The 16,305-nt window shown below is 71.9% G+C and carries 14 protein-coding genes; 10 read left to right on the top strand and 4 right to left on the bottom strand.

Going from position 1 to position 16,305, the window contains the following annotated elements; genetic code table 11:
- Window positions 1-54: 54 nt before the first annotated feature.
- Window positions 55-2,061 (top strand): protein meaA, encoded by a 2,007-nt coding sequence (locus ACLJN9_RS13665; RefSeq protein ID WP_410811619.1) that lies wholly within the window; start codon window positions 55-57, stop codon window positions 2,059-2,061.
- 18 nt (window positions 2,062-2,079) lie between these two features.
- Here the strand turns inward: ACLJN9_RS13665 and ACLJN9_RS13660 are convergent, their stop codons facing one another.
- Window positions 2,080-2,376 carry a DUF1540 domain-containing protein gene (locus ACLJN9_RS13660; protein ID WP_410811618.1) on the bottom strand — a complete coding sequence of 99 codons (297 nt, stop codon included), beginning with the start codon at window positions 2,374-2,376 and terminating at the stop codon, window positions 2,080-2,082.
- A 1,079-nt stretch (window positions 2,377-3,455) separates the two neighbouring features.
- Between ACLJN9_RS13660 and ACLJN9_RS13655 the strand changes: the two genes are divergently transcribed.
- Complete coding sequence (locus tag ACLJN9_RS13655) at window positions 3,456-4,013, top strand: hypothetical protein (RefSeq protein WP_410811617.1); 558 nt, start codon at window positions 3,456-3,458, stop codon at window positions 4,011-4,013.
- A gap of 123 nt (window positions 4,014-4,136) precedes the next feature.
- Here ACLJN9_RS13655 and ACLJN9_RS13650 read toward each other — a convergent pair whose 3' ends face one another.
- The gene (locus tag ACLJN9_RS13650) at window positions 4,137-4,754 is read right to left on the bottom strand and encodes a DUF4126 domain-containing protein (protein WP_410811616.1); all 618 of its coding nucleotides are present in this window, start codon (window positions 4,752-4,754) and stop codon (window positions 4,137-4,139) included.
- 71 nt (window positions 4,755-4,825) lie between these two features.
- Here ACLJN9_RS13650 and nucS point away from each other — a divergent pair, with 71 nt between their 5' ends.
- Complete coding sequence (nucS, locus tag ACLJN9_RS13645) at window positions 4,826-5,485, top strand: endonuclease NucS (protein ID WP_410811615.1); 660 nt, start codon at window positions 4,826-4,828, stop codon at window positions 5,483-5,485.
- Between the two features lie 4 nt (window positions 5,486-5,489).
- Here nucS and ACLJN9_RS13640 read toward each other — a convergent pair whose 3' ends face one another.
- Window positions 5,490-6,986, bottom strand: a complete 1,497-nt coding sequence (locus ACLJN9_RS13640) for an aldehyde dehydrogenase family protein (RefSeq protein WP_410811614.1) — start codon at window positions 6,984-6,986, stop codon at window positions 5,490-5,492.
- Between the two features lie 254 nt (window positions 6,987-7,240).
- Between ACLJN9_RS13640 and ACLJN9_RS13635 the strand changes: the two genes are divergently transcribed.
- The 7 genes from ACLJN9_RS13635 to ACLJN9_RS13605 all read left to right on the top strand — a co-directional run bounded on the left by ACLJN9_RS13635 (window position 7,241) and on the right by ACLJN9_RS13605 (window position 13,685).
- Window positions 7,241-7,657, top strand: a complete 417-nt coding sequence (locus ACLJN9_RS13635) for an FHA domain-containing protein (protein ID WP_410811613.1) — start codon at window positions 7,241-7,243, stop codon at window positions 7,655-7,657.
- A 111-nt stretch (window positions 7,658-7,768) separates the two neighbouring features.
- Window positions 7,769-8,839: an alpha/beta fold hydrolase gene (locus tag ACLJN9_RS13630; RefSeq protein ID WP_410811612.1), complete on the top strand. Its 1,071-nt coding sequence runs from the start codon at window positions 7,769-7,771 to the stop codon at window positions 8,837-8,839.
- A 144-nt stretch (window positions 8,840-8,983) separates the two neighbouring features.
- The gene (locus ACLJN9_RS13625) at window positions 8,984-10,774 is read left to right on the top strand and encodes a 3-hydroxyacyl-CoA dehydrogenase family protein (RefSeq protein ID WP_410811611.1); all 1,791 of its coding nucleotides are present in this window, start codon (window positions 8,984-8,986) and stop codon (window positions 10,772-10,774) included.
- Window positions 10,775-10,814: 40 nt separating this feature from the next.
- Window positions 10,815-11,309: a SigE family RNA polymerase sigma factor gene (locus ACLJN9_RS13620; RefSeq protein WP_410811610.1), complete on the top strand. Its 495-nt coding sequence runs from the start codon at window positions 10,815-10,817 to the stop codon at window positions 11,307-11,309.
- On the top strand, window positions 11,306-12,361 hold the full coding sequence (locus ACLJN9_RS13615; RefSeq protein WP_410811609.1) for a hypothetical protein: 1,056 nt from the start codon (window positions 11,306-11,308) through the stop codon (window positions 12,359-12,361). Before ACLJN9_RS13620 ends, ACLJN9_RS13615 begins: the two co-directional genes overlap by 4 nt.
- Window positions 12,362-12,405: 44 nt before the next feature.
- Entirely contained in the window at window positions 12,406-12,729 is a 324-nt protein-coding gene (locus ACLJN9_RS13610) for a hypothetical protein (protein ID WP_232233999.1), read from the top strand.
- Between the two features lie 146 nt (window positions 12,730-12,875).
- The gene (locus ACLJN9_RS13605) at window positions 12,876-13,685 is read left to right on the top strand and encodes an alpha/beta hydrolase (protein ID WP_410811608.1); all 810 of its coding nucleotides are present in this window, start codon (window positions 12,876-12,878) and stop codon (window positions 13,683-13,685) included.
- A 262-nt stretch (window positions 13,686-13,947) separates the two neighbouring features.
- Here ACLJN9_RS13605 and ACLJN9_RS13600 read toward each other — a convergent pair whose 3' ends face one another.
- On the bottom strand, window positions 13,948-16,176 hold the full coding sequence (locus ACLJN9_RS13600; RefSeq protein ID WP_410811607.1) for a hypothetical protein: 2,229 nt from the start codon (window positions 16,174-16,176) through the stop codon (window positions 13,948-13,950).
- Window positions 16,177-16,305 lie beyond the last annotated feature (129 nt).

Below are 16,305 nucleotides of genomic sequence, written 5' to 3'. Positions count from 1 at the left end.
ACCTGTGTGGTTTTCCACAGCCCGTTTTACTGAACGGTAACTTAGACTCTGGCCATGGACGAGAAGGCATACCCGGGGCGGCTGCCCGAGCGGGACCGCCCGTGGGTCATGCGCACCTACGCCGGCCACTCGTCGGCCACCGCGACCAACGCCCTCTTCCGCCGCAACCTCGCCAAAGGGCAGACCGGTCTCTCGGTCGCCTTCGACCTGCCCACCCAGACCGGGTACGACCCCGACCACGAACTGGCCACCGGTGAGGTCGGCCGGGTCGGCGTGCCGGTGGCCCACCTCGGTGACATGCGGGCGCTCTTCGACGGCATCCCGTTGGCCGAGATGAACACCTCGATGACCATCAACGCGCCGGCGATGTGGCTGCTGTCCCTCTACGGGACGGTGGCGACGGAGCAGGGCTGGACCCCCTCGATGCTCGCCGGCACCACGCAGAACGACATCATCAAGGAGTACCTGTCCCGGGGTACGTACATCTTTCCGCCGGCGGCATCGCTGCGGCTCACCGCCGATGTCATCGCGCACACGCTGACGACGATGCCGAAGTGGAACCCGGTCAACATCTGCTCCTACCACCTGCAGGAGGCCGGCGCCACGCCCGTGCAGGAGGTCGGCTTCGCGCTGGCCACCGCCGTCGCCGTGCTCGACACCGTCCGCGACTCCGGCCAGGTGCCCGCCGAGCGGATGGGCGACGTGGTGCAGCGGGTCTCCTTCTTCGTCAACTCCGGGGTGCGCTTCGTCGAGGAGATCGCCAAGATGCGCGCGTTCGGCGTGCTCTGGGACGAGATCACCCGCGACCGGTACGGCGTCACCGAGGCCAGGCAGCGCCGGTTCCGCTACGGCGTGCAGGTCAACTCGCTCGGCCTGACCGAGGCGCAACCGGAGAACAACATCCAGCGCATCGTGCTGGAGATGCTCGGCGTCACGATGTCCCGCGACGCCCGGGCCCGCGCGGTGCAACTACCCGCCTGGAACGAGGCGCTCGGCCTGCCCCGCCCCTGGGACCAGCAGTGGTCGCTGCGGATGCAGCAGGTCCTGGCGTACGAGTCGGACCTGCTCGAATACCCCGACCTCTTCGCCGGCTCGCACGTGATGACCGCGCTGGTCGACGAGCTTGTCACCGGTGCCCGCGTCGAGCTGGCCACGGTGCTGGAGCTGGGTGGCGTGGTCGCCGCCGTGGAGACCGGCTACCTCAAGAGCGCGCTGGTGGCCTCGCTGGCCGAGCGCCGCCGCCGGATGGAGTCCGGTGCCGATGTCGTGGTCGGGGTCAACCGGTACGCCGAGACCGAGCCCTCCCCGCTGACCGCCGCCGGCGCGGAAGCCGTCGAGCAGGTCGACCCGGCGGTGGAGGCCGCGGCCGCGGACGCCGTACGCCGATGGCGTGCCGATCGGGACGCCGCGGCCGTCGACGCGGCCCTGGCCCGGCTCCGGGCGGACGCCGCGACCACCGCGAACCTGATGCCCGCCACCCTGGAGTGCGTGCGGGTCGGCGTGACCACCGGCGAGTGGGCGGGCGCGCTGCGCAAGGTCTTCGGCGAGTACCGGGCACCCACCGGGCTGGCCGGCGGCACCGCGACCGGCGGCGACCCGGGCCTCGCGGCCGTCCGCGAGCGTGTCGCCGCCACCGCCCGCGAATTGGGCAGCGGCCGGCTGCGGCTGCTGGTGGGCAAGCCCGGCCTGGACGGGCACTCCAACGGCGCCGAGCAGATCGCGGTACGCGCCCGCGACGCCGGCTTCGAGGTCGTCTACCAGGGTATCCGGCTGACCGCCGGGCAGATCGTCGCCGCCGCCGTGGAGGAGGACGTCGATCTGGTCGGGCTCTCCGTGCTCTCCGGCTCGCACCTGGCCGCCGTGCCGGCGGTGCTCGACGGGCTACGCGCCGCCGGCCGAGCGGATCTGCCGGTGGTCGTCGGGGGCATCATCCCCGCCGGCGACGCCGACACGCTGCGCGCCGCCGGGGTGGCCAGGGTCTTCACCCCGAAGGACTTCGCCCTCACCGGCATCATCGACGACCTGGTGACGGTCATCCGTTCCGCGAACGACCTGCCCTGAACCGGTGGATCTGGCAGGTCACCGACCGTCGTAGGTGATGCAGTCGGCCATGTCGTTGTCCGGGCCGACCCGGATCGACGCGGCGTGGCACTCCAACTGCTCGTTGTGCCGGCAGTCGGAGCGCTGGCAGGCGCCAACCTGGGCGATGAGGCCGTCCGCGCCGCCGCGGACCGGTGACTCGACGAAGGTGTGGCAGTGGGCGTGGTCCATGCTGCCGATCGTGATGGCGAAGGCGTGGCAGTCGCCGCTGTCGTTGTACGCGCAGGCTGCGACCACGCACTCCTGAACTCGGGGCATCTCCATGGCTGCGGTCATGCCGGCCTCCTCTGGCTCTCTGCCCGATTCTAGGCTTTTGTCTTGGGTGCCGGGTTGATGTCCGTCGGCGGAGTGTGGCGTCGGGTCCGTGGGAGGGGGCATCCGCCGCCGGGGTTCGTGGGGGGTGGGGTGGGGCCCGCCGTGCCCGGCTCCGGGCGGTCAGGCTTGATCCCTGCGCCGGGCACGGCGGGCCCCACCCCGGTCGGTGGTCGCCGTTCGTGCGGGTGTGGCGCGCCTGCCCGTTCCCGGTCGGTTGGTCACCGTCCGCGGGCTTGCCCAGCCCGCTGGCTGAGTGCGGCGGGTGCTCGGGTGTTCGGGGCGGGGTGACTGTGCTCGGCGTCGGGAGTCGGTCCGGTGGCGGTCGCTGTGGTGTGTGTGATGCCTGTGTGGCATAAATATGCCTGGGTGGCATCACGGGTTTTGTCGACTCCGATCGGATTGCGTACCGGTGCGGTGGTCGATCCGGGGTCGAGTGAGTCGATCACCGGCAGGTCGGCGCGTGACGCCCGCCTGATCAGGCGGCCTGACCAATGATGTCGGGTTTGCGATCTGGGGTGTGGTCGGGCGCACTCGCCGGCCGGAATGATGGCCGGCCGGGGGTCGTTACATACCCTGACGATCGCAGCACCACGGCTCGCCGGCCTGACCGGTCTCTGGTTGGAATGCTGGCCCCCGCCCGGTCGTTACAGTCCCCACGAACGACCCCCCCCGGACCACCTGGATGAGGGTGGCGACGGGATGGGCCACGCCCGGAATGACGGCGGCCCGCCGGTCGTTACATCTGGACCCGGCGCCACGAGCCCTCTCGGAGGCCGCCGACCCCGGCGCCACGAGCCGCCCGCCCGTAGGTCGCCGACCCCGACGCTGGGCCGCCGGAGGTTGCCGGTCCCGGCGCTGAGCCGCCGGAGGTTGCCGGTCCCGGCGCTGGGCCGCCGTAGGTTGCCGGTCCCGGCGCTGAGCCACCGTAGGCGTCGACCCCCCCCGAAGACTTTTCTGATGCGCCCGGACGAGGTGCTCGCACCCGGCTCGCCGTTCCCCCCTTGGCGGTTGGGTGTTCTACCCCCGAAGGAGCTTCCCCCATGAACACGATCATGCGTAAGAGTGTGCTGTCCGTTGCTGGTCTCGCGTTCGCCGGTGGTGTGTTCGCCGGTCCGGTCGCCGCCCACGCCGCCACCCCCGTCGACGGCAAGCCCGTCGCGGTCGCGGTCCAGGCCCCCAAGCCTCAGGGTGAGCAGTCCCGGATCACCCTGAACGGTGAGCAGACCGGTAACGCCAAGGCGATCATCGCCGCCACGAAGAAGGCCGGTCTGCCCGAGCGGGCCGCGGTCATCTCGATCGCCACCAGCCTGCAGGAATCGAAGTTGGACAACCTGGGCCACCTGGGTGACGCCAACGACCACGACTCGCTGGGCCTGTTCCAGCAGCGCCCGTCCTCTGGTTGGGGCACGCCGGAGCAGATCACCGACCCGGCCTACTCCACCACCGCGTTCCTGAAGGGCCTGCGGCAGGTCGACGGGTGGCAGGACATGGCGTTGACCGACGCCGCGCAGACCGTGCAGGTCTCGGCGTACCCGGATGCGTACGCCCAGTGGGAGCAGCAGGCCACCGACCTGGTGCACCAGCACTGGAACAGCTGACCCACCACAGCACCACCGCACCACCGCACCACCACGTCAAACCGACCGCTGGCCGGCACCCGTTATGGGTGCCGGCCAGCGGCATGTCGGGACCCGGCGGGATCACCGTGGCCCGTTGGCCCGTCAGACGCGGAAGCCCGCGGCGCGGGCCGCCTGGCGCTCCCGGCGGCGTTCGGAGCGTCGACGTACGAACCAGAAGGTGAATGCCACCAGGCCGAGCAGGAAGGCGAGCACCAGCACCGGCAGGATGATCGCCGCCAGGGAGACCACCACGCTTGTGGCGTCCTCGGCGGTGCTGGCCACCGGAGCGCCGAACCCGGCGGTGGTCGCATTGATCACCGGCCGCGCGGCGGACTTGAGCAGGTGCACCCCGAATGCGAGCACAACGCCGGCCGCCACCGGCACCCACTGGTGCGACGAGAAGAAGCTCCCGGGGTCGCTCACCGTCACCGTCTCCGACGATGACCCGGCGCCGAAGGCGAGGCCACCGGCGGTGGGCCGGACGACGGTCTGCACCACGTCGTTCACGTGGTCGACCACCGGCACCTTGTCCGCCACCATCTCGACGGCGAGCAGGGCGGCCAGGATGACGATGACCCAGCCGTTGCCGAGCCACGTCCATCCGCTGGGCAGGTCGATCAGGTCGGAGTAGCGCGCGAGCAGACCGAGGGTGAGCAGGGGGATGTAGGCGTTCAGGCCCGCCGAGGCGGCGAGACCGGTACCGGTGAGGACTTCGAGCACGGTCTCAGCATCGCACCGACGCGCCAGTGCCGCTTGCCAGCGACCGTCCGGTGCTCGGCTACCCTCGTCGGGTGCGGTTGGTCATTGCGAAGTGCTCGGTGGACTATGTCGGACGGCTCTCGGCTCACCTGCCGCTGGCCACCCGGCTGCTGATGGTGAAGGCGGACGGGTCGGTGTCCATCCATGCCGACGACCGGGCGTACAAGCCGTTGAACTGGATGAGCCCGCCGTGTCGGCTGGAGGAGGCCCCCGGTGTGTGGCGGGTGGTCAACAAGGCCGGCGAGGAGTTGCGGATCACCCTGGATGAGATCTTCCAGGACACGTCGTACGAGCTGGGGGTTGATCCCGGCCTGCGCAAGGACGGGGTGGAGGCGCACCTGCAGGAGTTGCTGGCCGCCAACCCGGGCACGTTGGGCGAGGGCTACACACTGGTCCGCCGCGAGTACATGACGGCGATCGGCCCGGTCGACCTGCTCTGCCGGGACGCCAACTCCGGCGCGGTGGCCGTCGAGGTCAAGCGGCGTGGCGACATCGACGGGGTGGAGCAGCTCACCCGCTATCTCGAGTTGATGAACCGCGATCCGCTGCTCACCCCGGTCGCCGGGGTCTTCGCCGCGCAGGAGATCAAGCCGCAGGCCCGGGTGCTGGCGGCCGACCGGGGCATCCGGTGTGTGGTCGTCGACTACGACCGGCTGCGCGGGATCGTGAAGGACGAGCTGACCCTCTTCTGAGGAGTCAGCGCCCGTACATCATCTTGACGGCCTTGACGAGTCGGTCGACGTCGGTCGGGGTCCGCTCGAAGGTCATCGACGGCAGCAGCGACCGGGCCCGACGGCGGGTGATCGCCTTCGCTCGGCCGAACTCGCGCAAACCGTCCTCGCCGTGGATCCGCCCGAAGCCCGAGTCGCCAACCCCGCCGAACGGCAGGGTGGACATCCCGGCGAAGGTCAGCGTGGAGTTGACCGACGCCATCCCGGAGCGCAGCCGTCGGGCGATGGCCACCGCGCGGCGCCGGCCGAAGACCGAACCACCGAGGCCGTACGGCAGCGCATTGGCTCTGGTGACGGCCTCGTCGGCGTCACGGACCCGGTTGATGGTCAGGGTCGGCCCGAAGGTCTCCTCGCGGACGGCGGCCGAATCCTCCGGTACGTCCACCAGCACGGTCGGGTGCACGTACGGCGGCTGCACGGCACCGGGGCCACCGAGCACCGCACGCCCGCCGGAACTGACCGCGTCGTCGATGTGGCGTCGGATCACGTCGACCTGGCTGGGCATGGTGATCGGGCCGATGTCGGCGCCCTCCGGCCCGACGGTCAGCCGGCCCGCGCGCGCCACCACCTTGTCGACGAAGGCGTCGAAGATCGGGTCGACGGCGTACACCCGCTCGATGCCGATGCAGGTCTGACCGGCGTTTGTCATGCCGCCCCAGACGCACGCCTCGGCGGCGGCGTCCAGGTCGGCATCGCTGTCAACGATCATGGCGTCCTTGCCGCCGGCCTCGATGAGCACCGGGGTCAGCGTCTCGGCGCAGGCGGCCATCACCTTCCGGGCGGTGGCCGTGGAGCCGGTGAAGGCCAGCTTGTTCACCCCGGAGCGGCAGAGCGCCGCGCCCACGTCGCCCAACCCGTGTACGGCGGTGAACACCGGCTGTTCGCCGACGACCTCGGCGAAGCTGTCCACCAACCACTGGCCGACCGCTGGCGTGTACTCGCTCGGTTTCAGCACCACGGCGTTGCCGGCGGCGAGGGCGTACGCGACCGAGCCGATCGGGGTGAAGACGGGATAGTTCCACGGCCCGATCACGCCGACGACGCCGTACGGCTGGTATTCGAGGTGGCCGGAGAACTCGGCGAGGATGAGCCGGGACCGCACCCGGCGGGGGCCGAGCACGCGGCCGGCGTTGCGGGCGGCCCAGTCGACGTGCTCGATGGCGGTGACGATCTCGACGATGGCGTCGGCGACGGGCTTGCCGCCCTCGGCGTGCACCAGCTCGGCGAGCTGCTCGATGCGCTTGGCGAGCAGGGCGCGCCAGCGCAGCAGCCGCTCGCGCCGGCCGGTGAAGCCCAGACCGGCCCACCAGACGCCTGCCTCGCGGGCGCGCTCGACGGCCTGCCGCACGTCGAGCTCGCTGGCGACGGGGAGGCGGCCGGCCTCGGCGCCGGTGGCCGGGCTGGTGCTGACCAGTTGGCCCGCCTCGATGACCGGGTTGCCCGGGAGCTGCACAGCCGTCATGGCGGAAGTCTAGACCCGAAGATTACTCATCGGTAGGGCGCGATTCGGGCCGGCGGGACGGAAGTCGCATCGACCCACCCGCTCGTTGATCAGGGCAGGTCAGGCCCTCTGCGTCAGATGCCGTCCGCCCGAACCGTGGAGCGGGAGTTGGCCGGGCAGTAGCGAGGAGTTGACCGGCCGGTCGGTATTGACGACTACCGTCTGGTGGCAGGCTGACGCGCGGAGTGACGGTGTGGGTGGAGGGCTGACTGTCCATGGAGGAACATCCGGAACTGATGCCGCTGTTGACGGTGGCAGGTGGGCCGATGCGCGGGGCGAGCTTTCGACTGCGGGTCGAGCCTCAGGTGATCGGTCGAGCACCGACCAGCCATGTGGTCGTCCACGACCCGCACCTGAGCCGTCGGCACGCGGAGGTGTGGCTGGCGTCCGAGGGCCCGTCACTGCGGGACCTGGGCTCGACCAACGGCACGTGGCTCAACGACCGTCGGATCACCGAGGAGGAACTCCTCGCCGACGGCGACGTGATCCGGCTCGGCCGCACCGAGCTGCGCCTATTCGACCCCGGCGTGGCGCACACCGATCCGGTGGGGCTCGACTTCGGCCCGTCCCGGCGCGACATCCGGCCGACCCTGCCACTGCCGTTGGCCGCTCCGCCCCGGGCACGCCGTTGAGCGGACAGGGCCGCCCCTGACCGGCCCGCGGACCCGTGGCGGCAGACCACATCACGAACGGTCGCCGGGTGGGCGCCGGCCGCCTGTACCGCCGCGCACCGGCGTGGCAGCATGCCGCGGATGGAGACCGAGCAGCGGACCGTGACGGCCAACGGCATCACCCAGGCGGTACGGGTGGCCGGCCCGCCGGACGGCACGCCCGTGCTGCTCATCCACGGCAACTGCTCGTCCGCGCTGTTCTGGGAGCCGCTGGTACGGCGGTTGCCGGCGACGCTGCGCGTGGTCGCCCCCGACCTGCGCGGCTACGGTGACTCCGACACCGCCCCGGTGGACGCCACCCGGGGCCTGGGGGACTTCGCCGACGACGTGGCCGCCCTGCTGGACGACCCGACGCTCTTCGGCGACGCCGACGCCCGCCCGGTGGTGGTCGGCCACTCCCTCGGCGGGGGCGTGGCGATGCGGTTGCTGGTCGACCACCCGCACCGGGTGGGCGCGCTGCTGCTCGCCGCGCCGGTCTCCCCGTACGGCTTCGGTGGCACCCGCGACCTGGTCGGCACGCCGACCACCGCCGACTTCGCCGGGACCGGCGCCGGTACGGCCAACCCGGACTTCGTCGCCCGGCTAGCTGCCGGTGATCGCAGCGCGGATGCGCCGACCAGCCCGCGCGCCGTGCTCCGGGCCACCTATGTGGCCGATCCGGCGTCCCTGGGAGCGGACGAGGACCTGCTGCTGGACACGCTGCTCTCCACCGCGACCGGTGACGACAACTACCCCGGCACGGCCGCTTCCTCGGACAGGTGGCCGGGCATGGCGCCGGGGGAGCGCGGGGTGCTCAACGCGCTCGCGCCGACCTTCTTCCGGCTCGCCGACGAGCTGGTGGCCGTCGCCGACAAACCCCCGGTCACCTGGGTACGCGGCGACGCCGACGTGATCGTCTCGGACACCTCGCTGTTCGACCTGGCGTACCTCGGCTCGCTGGGTGTGGTGCCCGGCTGGCCCGGCGAGGAGGCGTGCCCGGCGCAGCCGATGATCGGCCAGACCCGGGCGGTGCTGGAGCGGTACGCGGCGGCCGGCGGCGCGTACCACGAGGTGGTGTTGCCCGGATGCGGGCACAGCCCGCACCTGGAGCGGCCGGCGGAGTTCGTCGCGGAGCTGCTGGCGCTGACCGGCCCCGCGGCCTGACCGTCGCCCCCCAACCGCACACCCGGCGGCGTCGTGGGTGAAATATGCCACGGCGTCTCGACAACCGAGCGTCACGTGGCAGACTCGCGCGCATAACCTTAGCGGCCGTTCAGTGGTCGTGCGGACTGTCTGGGGAGGCCGGTCGTGGCGCGCGAGTTCAGCACCGTTGGCGTGGTGGGGCTGGGCACCATGGGTGCCGGCATCGTCGAGGTCTTCGCCCGCAACGGCATCGACGTGGTGGCGGTCGAGATCGCCGAGCCGGCGCTGGAGCGCGGCCGGGCCACCCTCACCGCCTCCACCGATCGGGCGGTCGCCAAGGGCAAACTCGCCGCGGCCGACCGGGACGCCCTGCACGAGCGGGTGCACTTCGCCGTCGGGCTGGACGCCCTGCACTCCGTCGACCTGGTCATCGAGGCGGTGCCCGAGCACCTCGACCTCAAGCAGCGGATCTTCGCCGAGCTGGACCGGGTCTGCCGGCCGGAGACCATCCTGGCCACCAACACCTCGTCGCTGAGCGTCACCGAGATCTCGGTGGCCACCACCCGACCCAACCAGGTCATCGGCATCCACTTCTTCAACCCGGCGCCGGTGATGAAGCTGGTCGAGGTGATCCGCACCGTGGTCACCGCGCCCGAGGTCGTCGCCGACGTCGAGGCGCTCTGCGCCCGGCTCGGCAAGGTCGACGTCACCATCAACGACCGGGCTGGCTTCATCGCCAACGCGCTGCTCTTCGGCTACCTCAACCACGCGGTCGGCATGTTCGAGTCGCACTACGCGACCCGGGAGGACATCGACGCCGCCATGAAGCTCGGCTGCGGCCTACCGATGGGCCCACTCGCGCTGATGGACCTCATCGGCCTGGACACCGCGTACGAGATCCTGGACACCATGTACCGCCGCGGTGGGCGGGACCGCCGGCACGCTCCCGTGCCGCTGCTCAAGCAGATGGTGACGGCTGGGCTGCTCGGCCGGAAGTCCGGCCGGGGCTTCTACACCTACGAGCGGCCCGGCTCGCCCGTGGTCGTACCGGATGGGGCGACCCCGCCGGCCACCGAGGCCGCGCTCGGCGACGGGGCCCGCGCCATCGCGAAGGTCGGCGTGGTCGGTTCTGGAACGATGGCCACCGGGATCATCGAGGTCTTCGCGAAGGCCGGCTACGAGGTCGTCTCGGTGACCCGGGGCGCCGAGAAGTCCGCGACGGTCTGCGAGGCCGTGAAGACCTCGCTCAACAAGGGCGTCGTGCGCGGCAAGCTCGCCGAGGCCGACCGGGACGCCGCGCTCGGCCGGATCAGCTGGTCGGCGACGCTCGACCACCTCGCCGACGTCGACCTGGTGGTCGAGGCCGTGGTCGAGGAGCTGAGCGTCAAGAAGGCGCTCTTCGCCAGCCTCGACGAGATCTGCAAGCCGGGCGTCGTGCTGGCCACCACCACCTCCTCGCTGCCGGTGATCGACGTGGCCATGGCCACCCACCGGCCGGCCGACGTGGTGGGGCTGCACTTCTTCAACCCGGCGCCGGTCATGCCGCTGGTCGAGCTGGTCCGCACCATCCGCACCTCCCCGGAGACCACCGCCACCGCCCGGGCGGTCTGCGCCGCGCTGGGCAAGATCGGAGTGGTCTGCGCCGACCGGTCCGGGTTCATCGTCAACGCGCTGCTCTTCCCGTACCTCAACGACGCGGTGAAGATGCTGGAGGCCAGCTACTCGACGGCCGACGACATCGACCACGCCATGAAGCTGGGCTGCGGCTACCCGATGGGCCCGTTCGAGCTGCTCGACGTTGTCGGGTTGGACGTCGCGCTGGCCATCCAGCGGGAGCTGTACCTGGAGCTGCGCGAGCCGGGCTTCGCGCCCGCGCCACTGCTGGAGCACCTCGTCACCGCCGGCTACCTGGGCCGCAAGACCCGCCGGGGCTTCCGCGACCACTCGCACCGCTGACCCGGTCAACGCCGGACCGTCCCGGCCGCGTCTGCATGGTGTGACCTTCGAGGAGTACGTCGGCAGCCGAGGCCCGGCTCTCGTCCGGCTGGCTCGACTGTTGACCGGTGACGAGCACCGGGCCGAGGACCTCACCCAGGAGGTGCTGGCCCGGGCGTACGTGCAGTGGCGCAAGATCGCCCGGGTCGACCGGCCCGACGTGTACGTCCGACGGATGCTCGTCAACGCCAACATCTCCTGGTGGCGTCGCCGGTCGAACCGTGAGCTGGCCACCGACACCTTCGCCGACCGGCCGTACCGTGGCGACCTCGGCGGCGAGGCGGCCGACCGCGACGAGATGTGGCGCCTGGTGCTCGGCCTGCCCGACCGCCAGCGGGCGGTGCTCGTGCTGCGCTACTACGAGGACCTCGACGACGCGACGATCGCGCAGATCCTGAACTGCTCGCCGGTCACCGTCCGCACCCACGCGATGCGGGCGCTCGCCAACCTCCGGGAGCGCTGCGGCGTCCCGACGACGAACGGGAGCCGGCCGTGACCGACCTCGACCAGCGGATCGTCCACACCCTGCGGGAACGCGCCGAGGGTGCCGTGGACACCGACCGGCTGATGGCCGGCGCGGTGAACCGGGGCCGCGCCCGGGTCCGCCGCCGTCGGGCCACCGCCGGGGCGGCGCTCAGCGTCGTGGCCCTGCTCGGCGTGGGCGTGGCCGTAGGCTCGGTGCACCTTGGCGGCTCGGAACAGGACGGTGTCGTGCCGGCGGACCAAGCGGCCGGCGTCGTCGTGCGCGCTGTGCCGCCCCGCGCCGACGGCGTACCGGGCGCGGCCGCGCGACCCGACCTGGTCGGCGCGGACGCGGGCGTGTTGCACTTCGGGTTCGCCCCGAGCGGGCCTCGGTACCTCAACTGGTCGGTGCAGGACGGCGTAGAGCGAGCAGAACTCGACGTGGGCGGGCGGACGATCACCCTGGAACTGGCCGCGTCGGCTGACGCACTGCACAGGAGCGCCCAGGGCGTGACGGGGATGGTCCCGGAGTCACTCAGGAACGGCGCCTTCGACGGATCGGTAACGCGGGACGAGGGACTCAACGGTGTGCCGATCTGGCTGCGACGCTGGCAGCCCGTCCCGGGGGTGTACGCCCGGGCCAGCGTGCTCGCCAAGGAGCAACGGGACCTGTTCGACGTGGCTGCCGCGTTGCGACTGAACGAGGCGTACCAGTGCGGAGGCCCGCTGCGGCTCAGCGCGCTGCCGGCGGGCGCCCGGATCACCGGCTGCGAGGTGAGCACGGAACGGCTTCCGACCGAGGTCACCGTTGTGCTGACGGTTGCCAGGACCACCGTGCCAGGGCTTCAGGTCGAGCTGGGCTATGCCGCCGTCACCGAAAGCCGCACCAAGGGGAACTGGACGATCGACGGCATACCTGCCTATCGCCAACCGCAGGGCGGGTACCTCGAACTGCTCGGTTTTCCGAAGGCCCATCTGACGGCGAACTTCGGGTCGCCGTACCAGGGGTTCACCGAGGCCGACGCGGCGGCCGTGCTGGGCGCAGCGCAGGTCGCCGAACACCTGGACCAGCCTGCCACCTGGTGACCGCGCCGGGGCGTCCCACCGATCGGACCGTACGCTTGGTGACTGTGAGCCCCCGTCGCAACCGCCCTCGCCGGGACGAGAACGCCAACCTGGACGACGACCGCGTCCGGCAGGGTGTCGCCTCCGTGCAGCAGTGGACCGACGGCGCCTGGCAGGTACGCGGGATCGGCGCGGGTGCGTCGGTCAAGACGTACCGCTGCCCCGGTTGCAACCAGGAAATCCGGCCCGGCGTCGCGCACCTGGTGGCCTGGCCGGCGGACGGCCTGGGCGATCTCACCGACCGTCGGCACTGGCACAGCGGCTGCTGGCGGGCCCGGGACCGGCGCGGCCCGGCGGTCCAGCGCGGCCGGGGCGCCCCGCGCTACTGAGCGACGGCCGCTTGGCGGCCCGGCCGTGGCCCGGCCGCGGCGCGGCGCGGCCCGGCGGCCTCGCCTCGCGTCGCGGCTTAGCGACCTGGATCACCCTGTTCGTGTCCGGGCGGGCGGCGGCGGCGAGTTCGCGACAGACTTGACCGGTGAGCACAGCGATCCGCGCGTCGTCGATCCTGCCCGGCCGTCGGGAGGACATCGAGCTGCACACCGCCGATGGTCTGCGGCTGGTCGGCGAGTTGGCCCTGCCGGCCGACCGGCCGCCGGTGGCCACCCTGGTCTGCCTGCACCCGCTGCCCACCCACGGCGGAATGATGGACAGCCACGTGTTCCGTAAGGCGGCCTGGCGGCTGCCCGCGCTGGCCGACGTGGCGGTGCTCCGGTTCAACACCAGGGGAACCAGCAGCGTGCGCGGCACCAGCGAGGGAGCCTTCGACACGGCCGTCGGCGAGCGGTACGACGTGGCCGCCGCCATCGAGTACGCGGAGTTCGCCGAACTGCCGAACATCTGGCTGGTCGGCTGGTCGTTCGGCACCGACCTGGCGCTCAAGTACGGCTGCGACCCGGCGGTCGCCGGAGCGATCCTGCTCTCCCCGCCGCTGCGCTTCTCGGCACCCGAGGACCTGGCGACCTGGGCCGGCTCGGGTCGACCGCTCACGGCACTGGTGCCCGAGTTCGACGACTACCTGCGCCCGGAGGAGGCCCGGGAGCGGTTCGCCGCGGTGCCGCAGGCCGAGGTCGTCGGGGTGCCGGGCGCCAAGCATCTCTGGGTCGGCGACGCGGAGACGGTCCTCGACGAGATCGTCCGTCGGGTCAACCCGGCGGTCACGGTGCCGCTGCCGACGACCTGGGACGGCCCGATCGAGACCGGTGACGTCAGCGCGTACGCCGACCGGACGGTGGCGTCGTTCGCCGACACCCCCGTCCCCGGCCCGCTCGCCAACCGGGCCGACTGACCCGAGGGCCGGTCAGCGGGTCTCCTGGCGGAGGAGCACCACCACCTCACGCAGGGGGCTCGGGACCGGCACCGGAATGGATGCCTGGGCCGGTTTTCCGGCGTGGCTTGTCGGTTGGCGGACGCAGGGCCGGCCGTCGCATCCGACGCCCGATCACCGAGCCGCCACCCACCAGACCTGACCGCGTTGCAGATCTTGGACAGTTTCCGTTACGCGCGAACGGGAACTGTCCGAGATTGCCGTGGTTCGTTGGCGGGCACGGTCAGTCCTTCTCGACGGTGACCTTGCTGGGCTTGGCGCTGCGCTCGTCGGTCGTCGGCTTGGTGGGCCGCTTGCCGTTCTCGCCGGTGCTGGTGATCTTGGTGGGCTTTGCGCCCCGGCCACCCTCGCCCGGAACGGCGGCCACGGTCGGCTCGCCATCCACTCCGGCGCTGGCCGTGCCGCCGTCGACGGTCGTCACCGGCTCGCCGACCGGCCGGTTCGCGGAGTGCCCGGCGGGCTCCGGCGTGGCGTTCGCCGGCTGCCGGGCATCGGCGGGCTCGGCCTTCAGTCCGCTGGCGGCGGCTCCGGCGGCCGCCGGGGTGGCCTCGGCGGTCACCGTGGCGGGCGCGCTCGGGGCGTCCCCTCCGGCGGCCGGGGCGGTCGGGCCGTCTCCGGCGGCCGGGGCGGTCGCGTCCTCTCCGGCGGCCGGGGCGGTCGGGCCGTCCCCTGTGGTGGGTGCGGTCGCGGTCGCGCCGACAGTCGCGGCCGGCACGTTCGTGGCCCCAGCGCCGGTCGGGACGGGAACGGTCTGCAGCCGCTGTTCGACCAGTTGCCGCTGAAGGTCGTCGGACTCCTGCCGGGACTTCCAGGTCTCCTGCCGCAGATCGGCGAGCTGCTGCTGGGCCTGAGCGATCTCCAGCATCACCTGGGCGAGCTGCTGCCGGCCGGCAGCCGACTCCTGCTGGGTGGCCGCCAGGTGCTGCTGCGTGGTGGCCAGGTGCTGCTGCGTGGTGGCCGCGTACTCCTCGAACTGGCGGCGCGAGGCCGCGACGTGCTCGTCGGCTTTGCGGCGCTTGTCGCCCGACTCGGTCTCGGCCCGACTCAGCACCTCAGCCGCCTTCTCCTCGGCCTGCTGGCGCATGGTCAGCGCATCCTGCTCGGCCGCCTGGCGGATCGCGTCGGCGCCCTGCTCGATCTCGTTCTTGCGGGCGGTGTACTCGGTCTCCAGCTCTTCCTTGCGGGAGGTGTGACTGGTCTCCAGTGCGTCGCGGCGAGTGGTGAAGCCGGTCTCCAGCTCCTCCTGGCGAGTGCCGAAGGTCGTCTCCAGCTCCTCCTGGCGGCTGGTGAAACCGGTCTCCAGCTCCTGCTGGCGGGTCTTGTGCTGCTTGTCCAGGTCGTCGCGACGTTTGGCGAACTCCTGCTCGGCGCTGGAGCGACGCTGGGCCAGCTCCCGGTCGGCCGTCTCCCGTCGGGAGTTGACCTCCTTCTCCACGCCGGCCCGCCAGGCGCCCAGCTCCTGCTGGGTCTGCGCCCGCGCCTGCTGCACGTACGCCTCGGTCTCGCTGCGCATCCGCTGCACGTACGCCTCGGTGTCGCTGCGGCTGCGCTTGGCCGACTCGGTGGCCTGCGTGATCAGCCGCTCGACCTCCTGCTGGGCCTTCGCCCGCGTCGCCCGGCCGGCCATCGACGCGTCGTCGATGATCTGCTTGGCCTCCTGCTGCGCCTTGGCGTGGGTGGCCCGGCCGGCCTCCGTCGCGGTGTCGGTGAGCCGCTTGGCCTCCTGCAGGGCCTTGGCGTGCACCTCCTTGGCGGCCTCGCGCAGCTCGCCGGCCTCCTGCCGGGCGGTGGCCAGCGTCTCGCGGGCGGCCTCGCGCAGCTTGGTCGACTCCTGCTGCGCCCGGGTGTGGATCTCCTTGGCGGTGTCGCGCAGGTGGGTGGCCTCCTGCTGGGCCTTTGCCAGCGCGTCCTGCGCCGTCTTGCGCAGCTGCGCCGACTCGTCCTTGGCCGACTGCAGGGTCGTGTCGGCCTCGGCGCGCCGGGTGGCGCTGTGCCGTTCCTCCTCGGCGCGCCGTGCGGCGAGGGCGATCTCGAAGTCCTTGAGTGCCCGTGCGGCCTGCCCGCGGGCCTCCTCGATGATGTGCTCGGCGGCGGCGCGGCGGGCCTCGATCTCCTCGTTCGCCGCGGACAGGATCGACTCGGCCTGCTCCTCGGCGAGGGTGAGGATCGACTCGACGCGGGGGCCGAGGTGCCGGAACGAGGCGCGGTCCACCACGTTCATCTGCTTGCGCACCTGGGTCAGGTCGCGCTGGAGCACCTCGACCTGGCCGGCGAGCTTGTGGATCTGTGTGTACGCCTGTTCCCGTTCGCCGGCGAGGGTCGCGATCTCGTGCTCGGCACGTGCGACGTACCGGTCGACCTGCTTCTTCTCGTACCCCCGCAGAGCGGACTCGAAGCTGGGCTCCGTGGTCACGTCCCCGCCGAGTGCGAACAGTTCCTCGCCGTGCGACATGCCCCCATCCTCACACGCATCGGCCCCTGCTGGGGCGATACGGACGCCCCTTCTGGGACGTACTTCACGTGGTTTGGAACGCGGGGGGCCAAGGGCTGGGAAACGCATACGGCGCGAGGTCACACCGGT

This window comes from Micromonospora sp. 067-2 (assembly GCF_046549295.1).
Taxonomy (GTDB): domain Bacteria; phylum Actinomycetota; class Actinomycetes; order Mycobacteriales; family Micromonosporaceae; genus Micromonospora.
The sequence above is the reverse complement of the archived record's forward strand: the minus strand, read 5'-3'. Positions and strand labels throughout refer to the sequence as shown.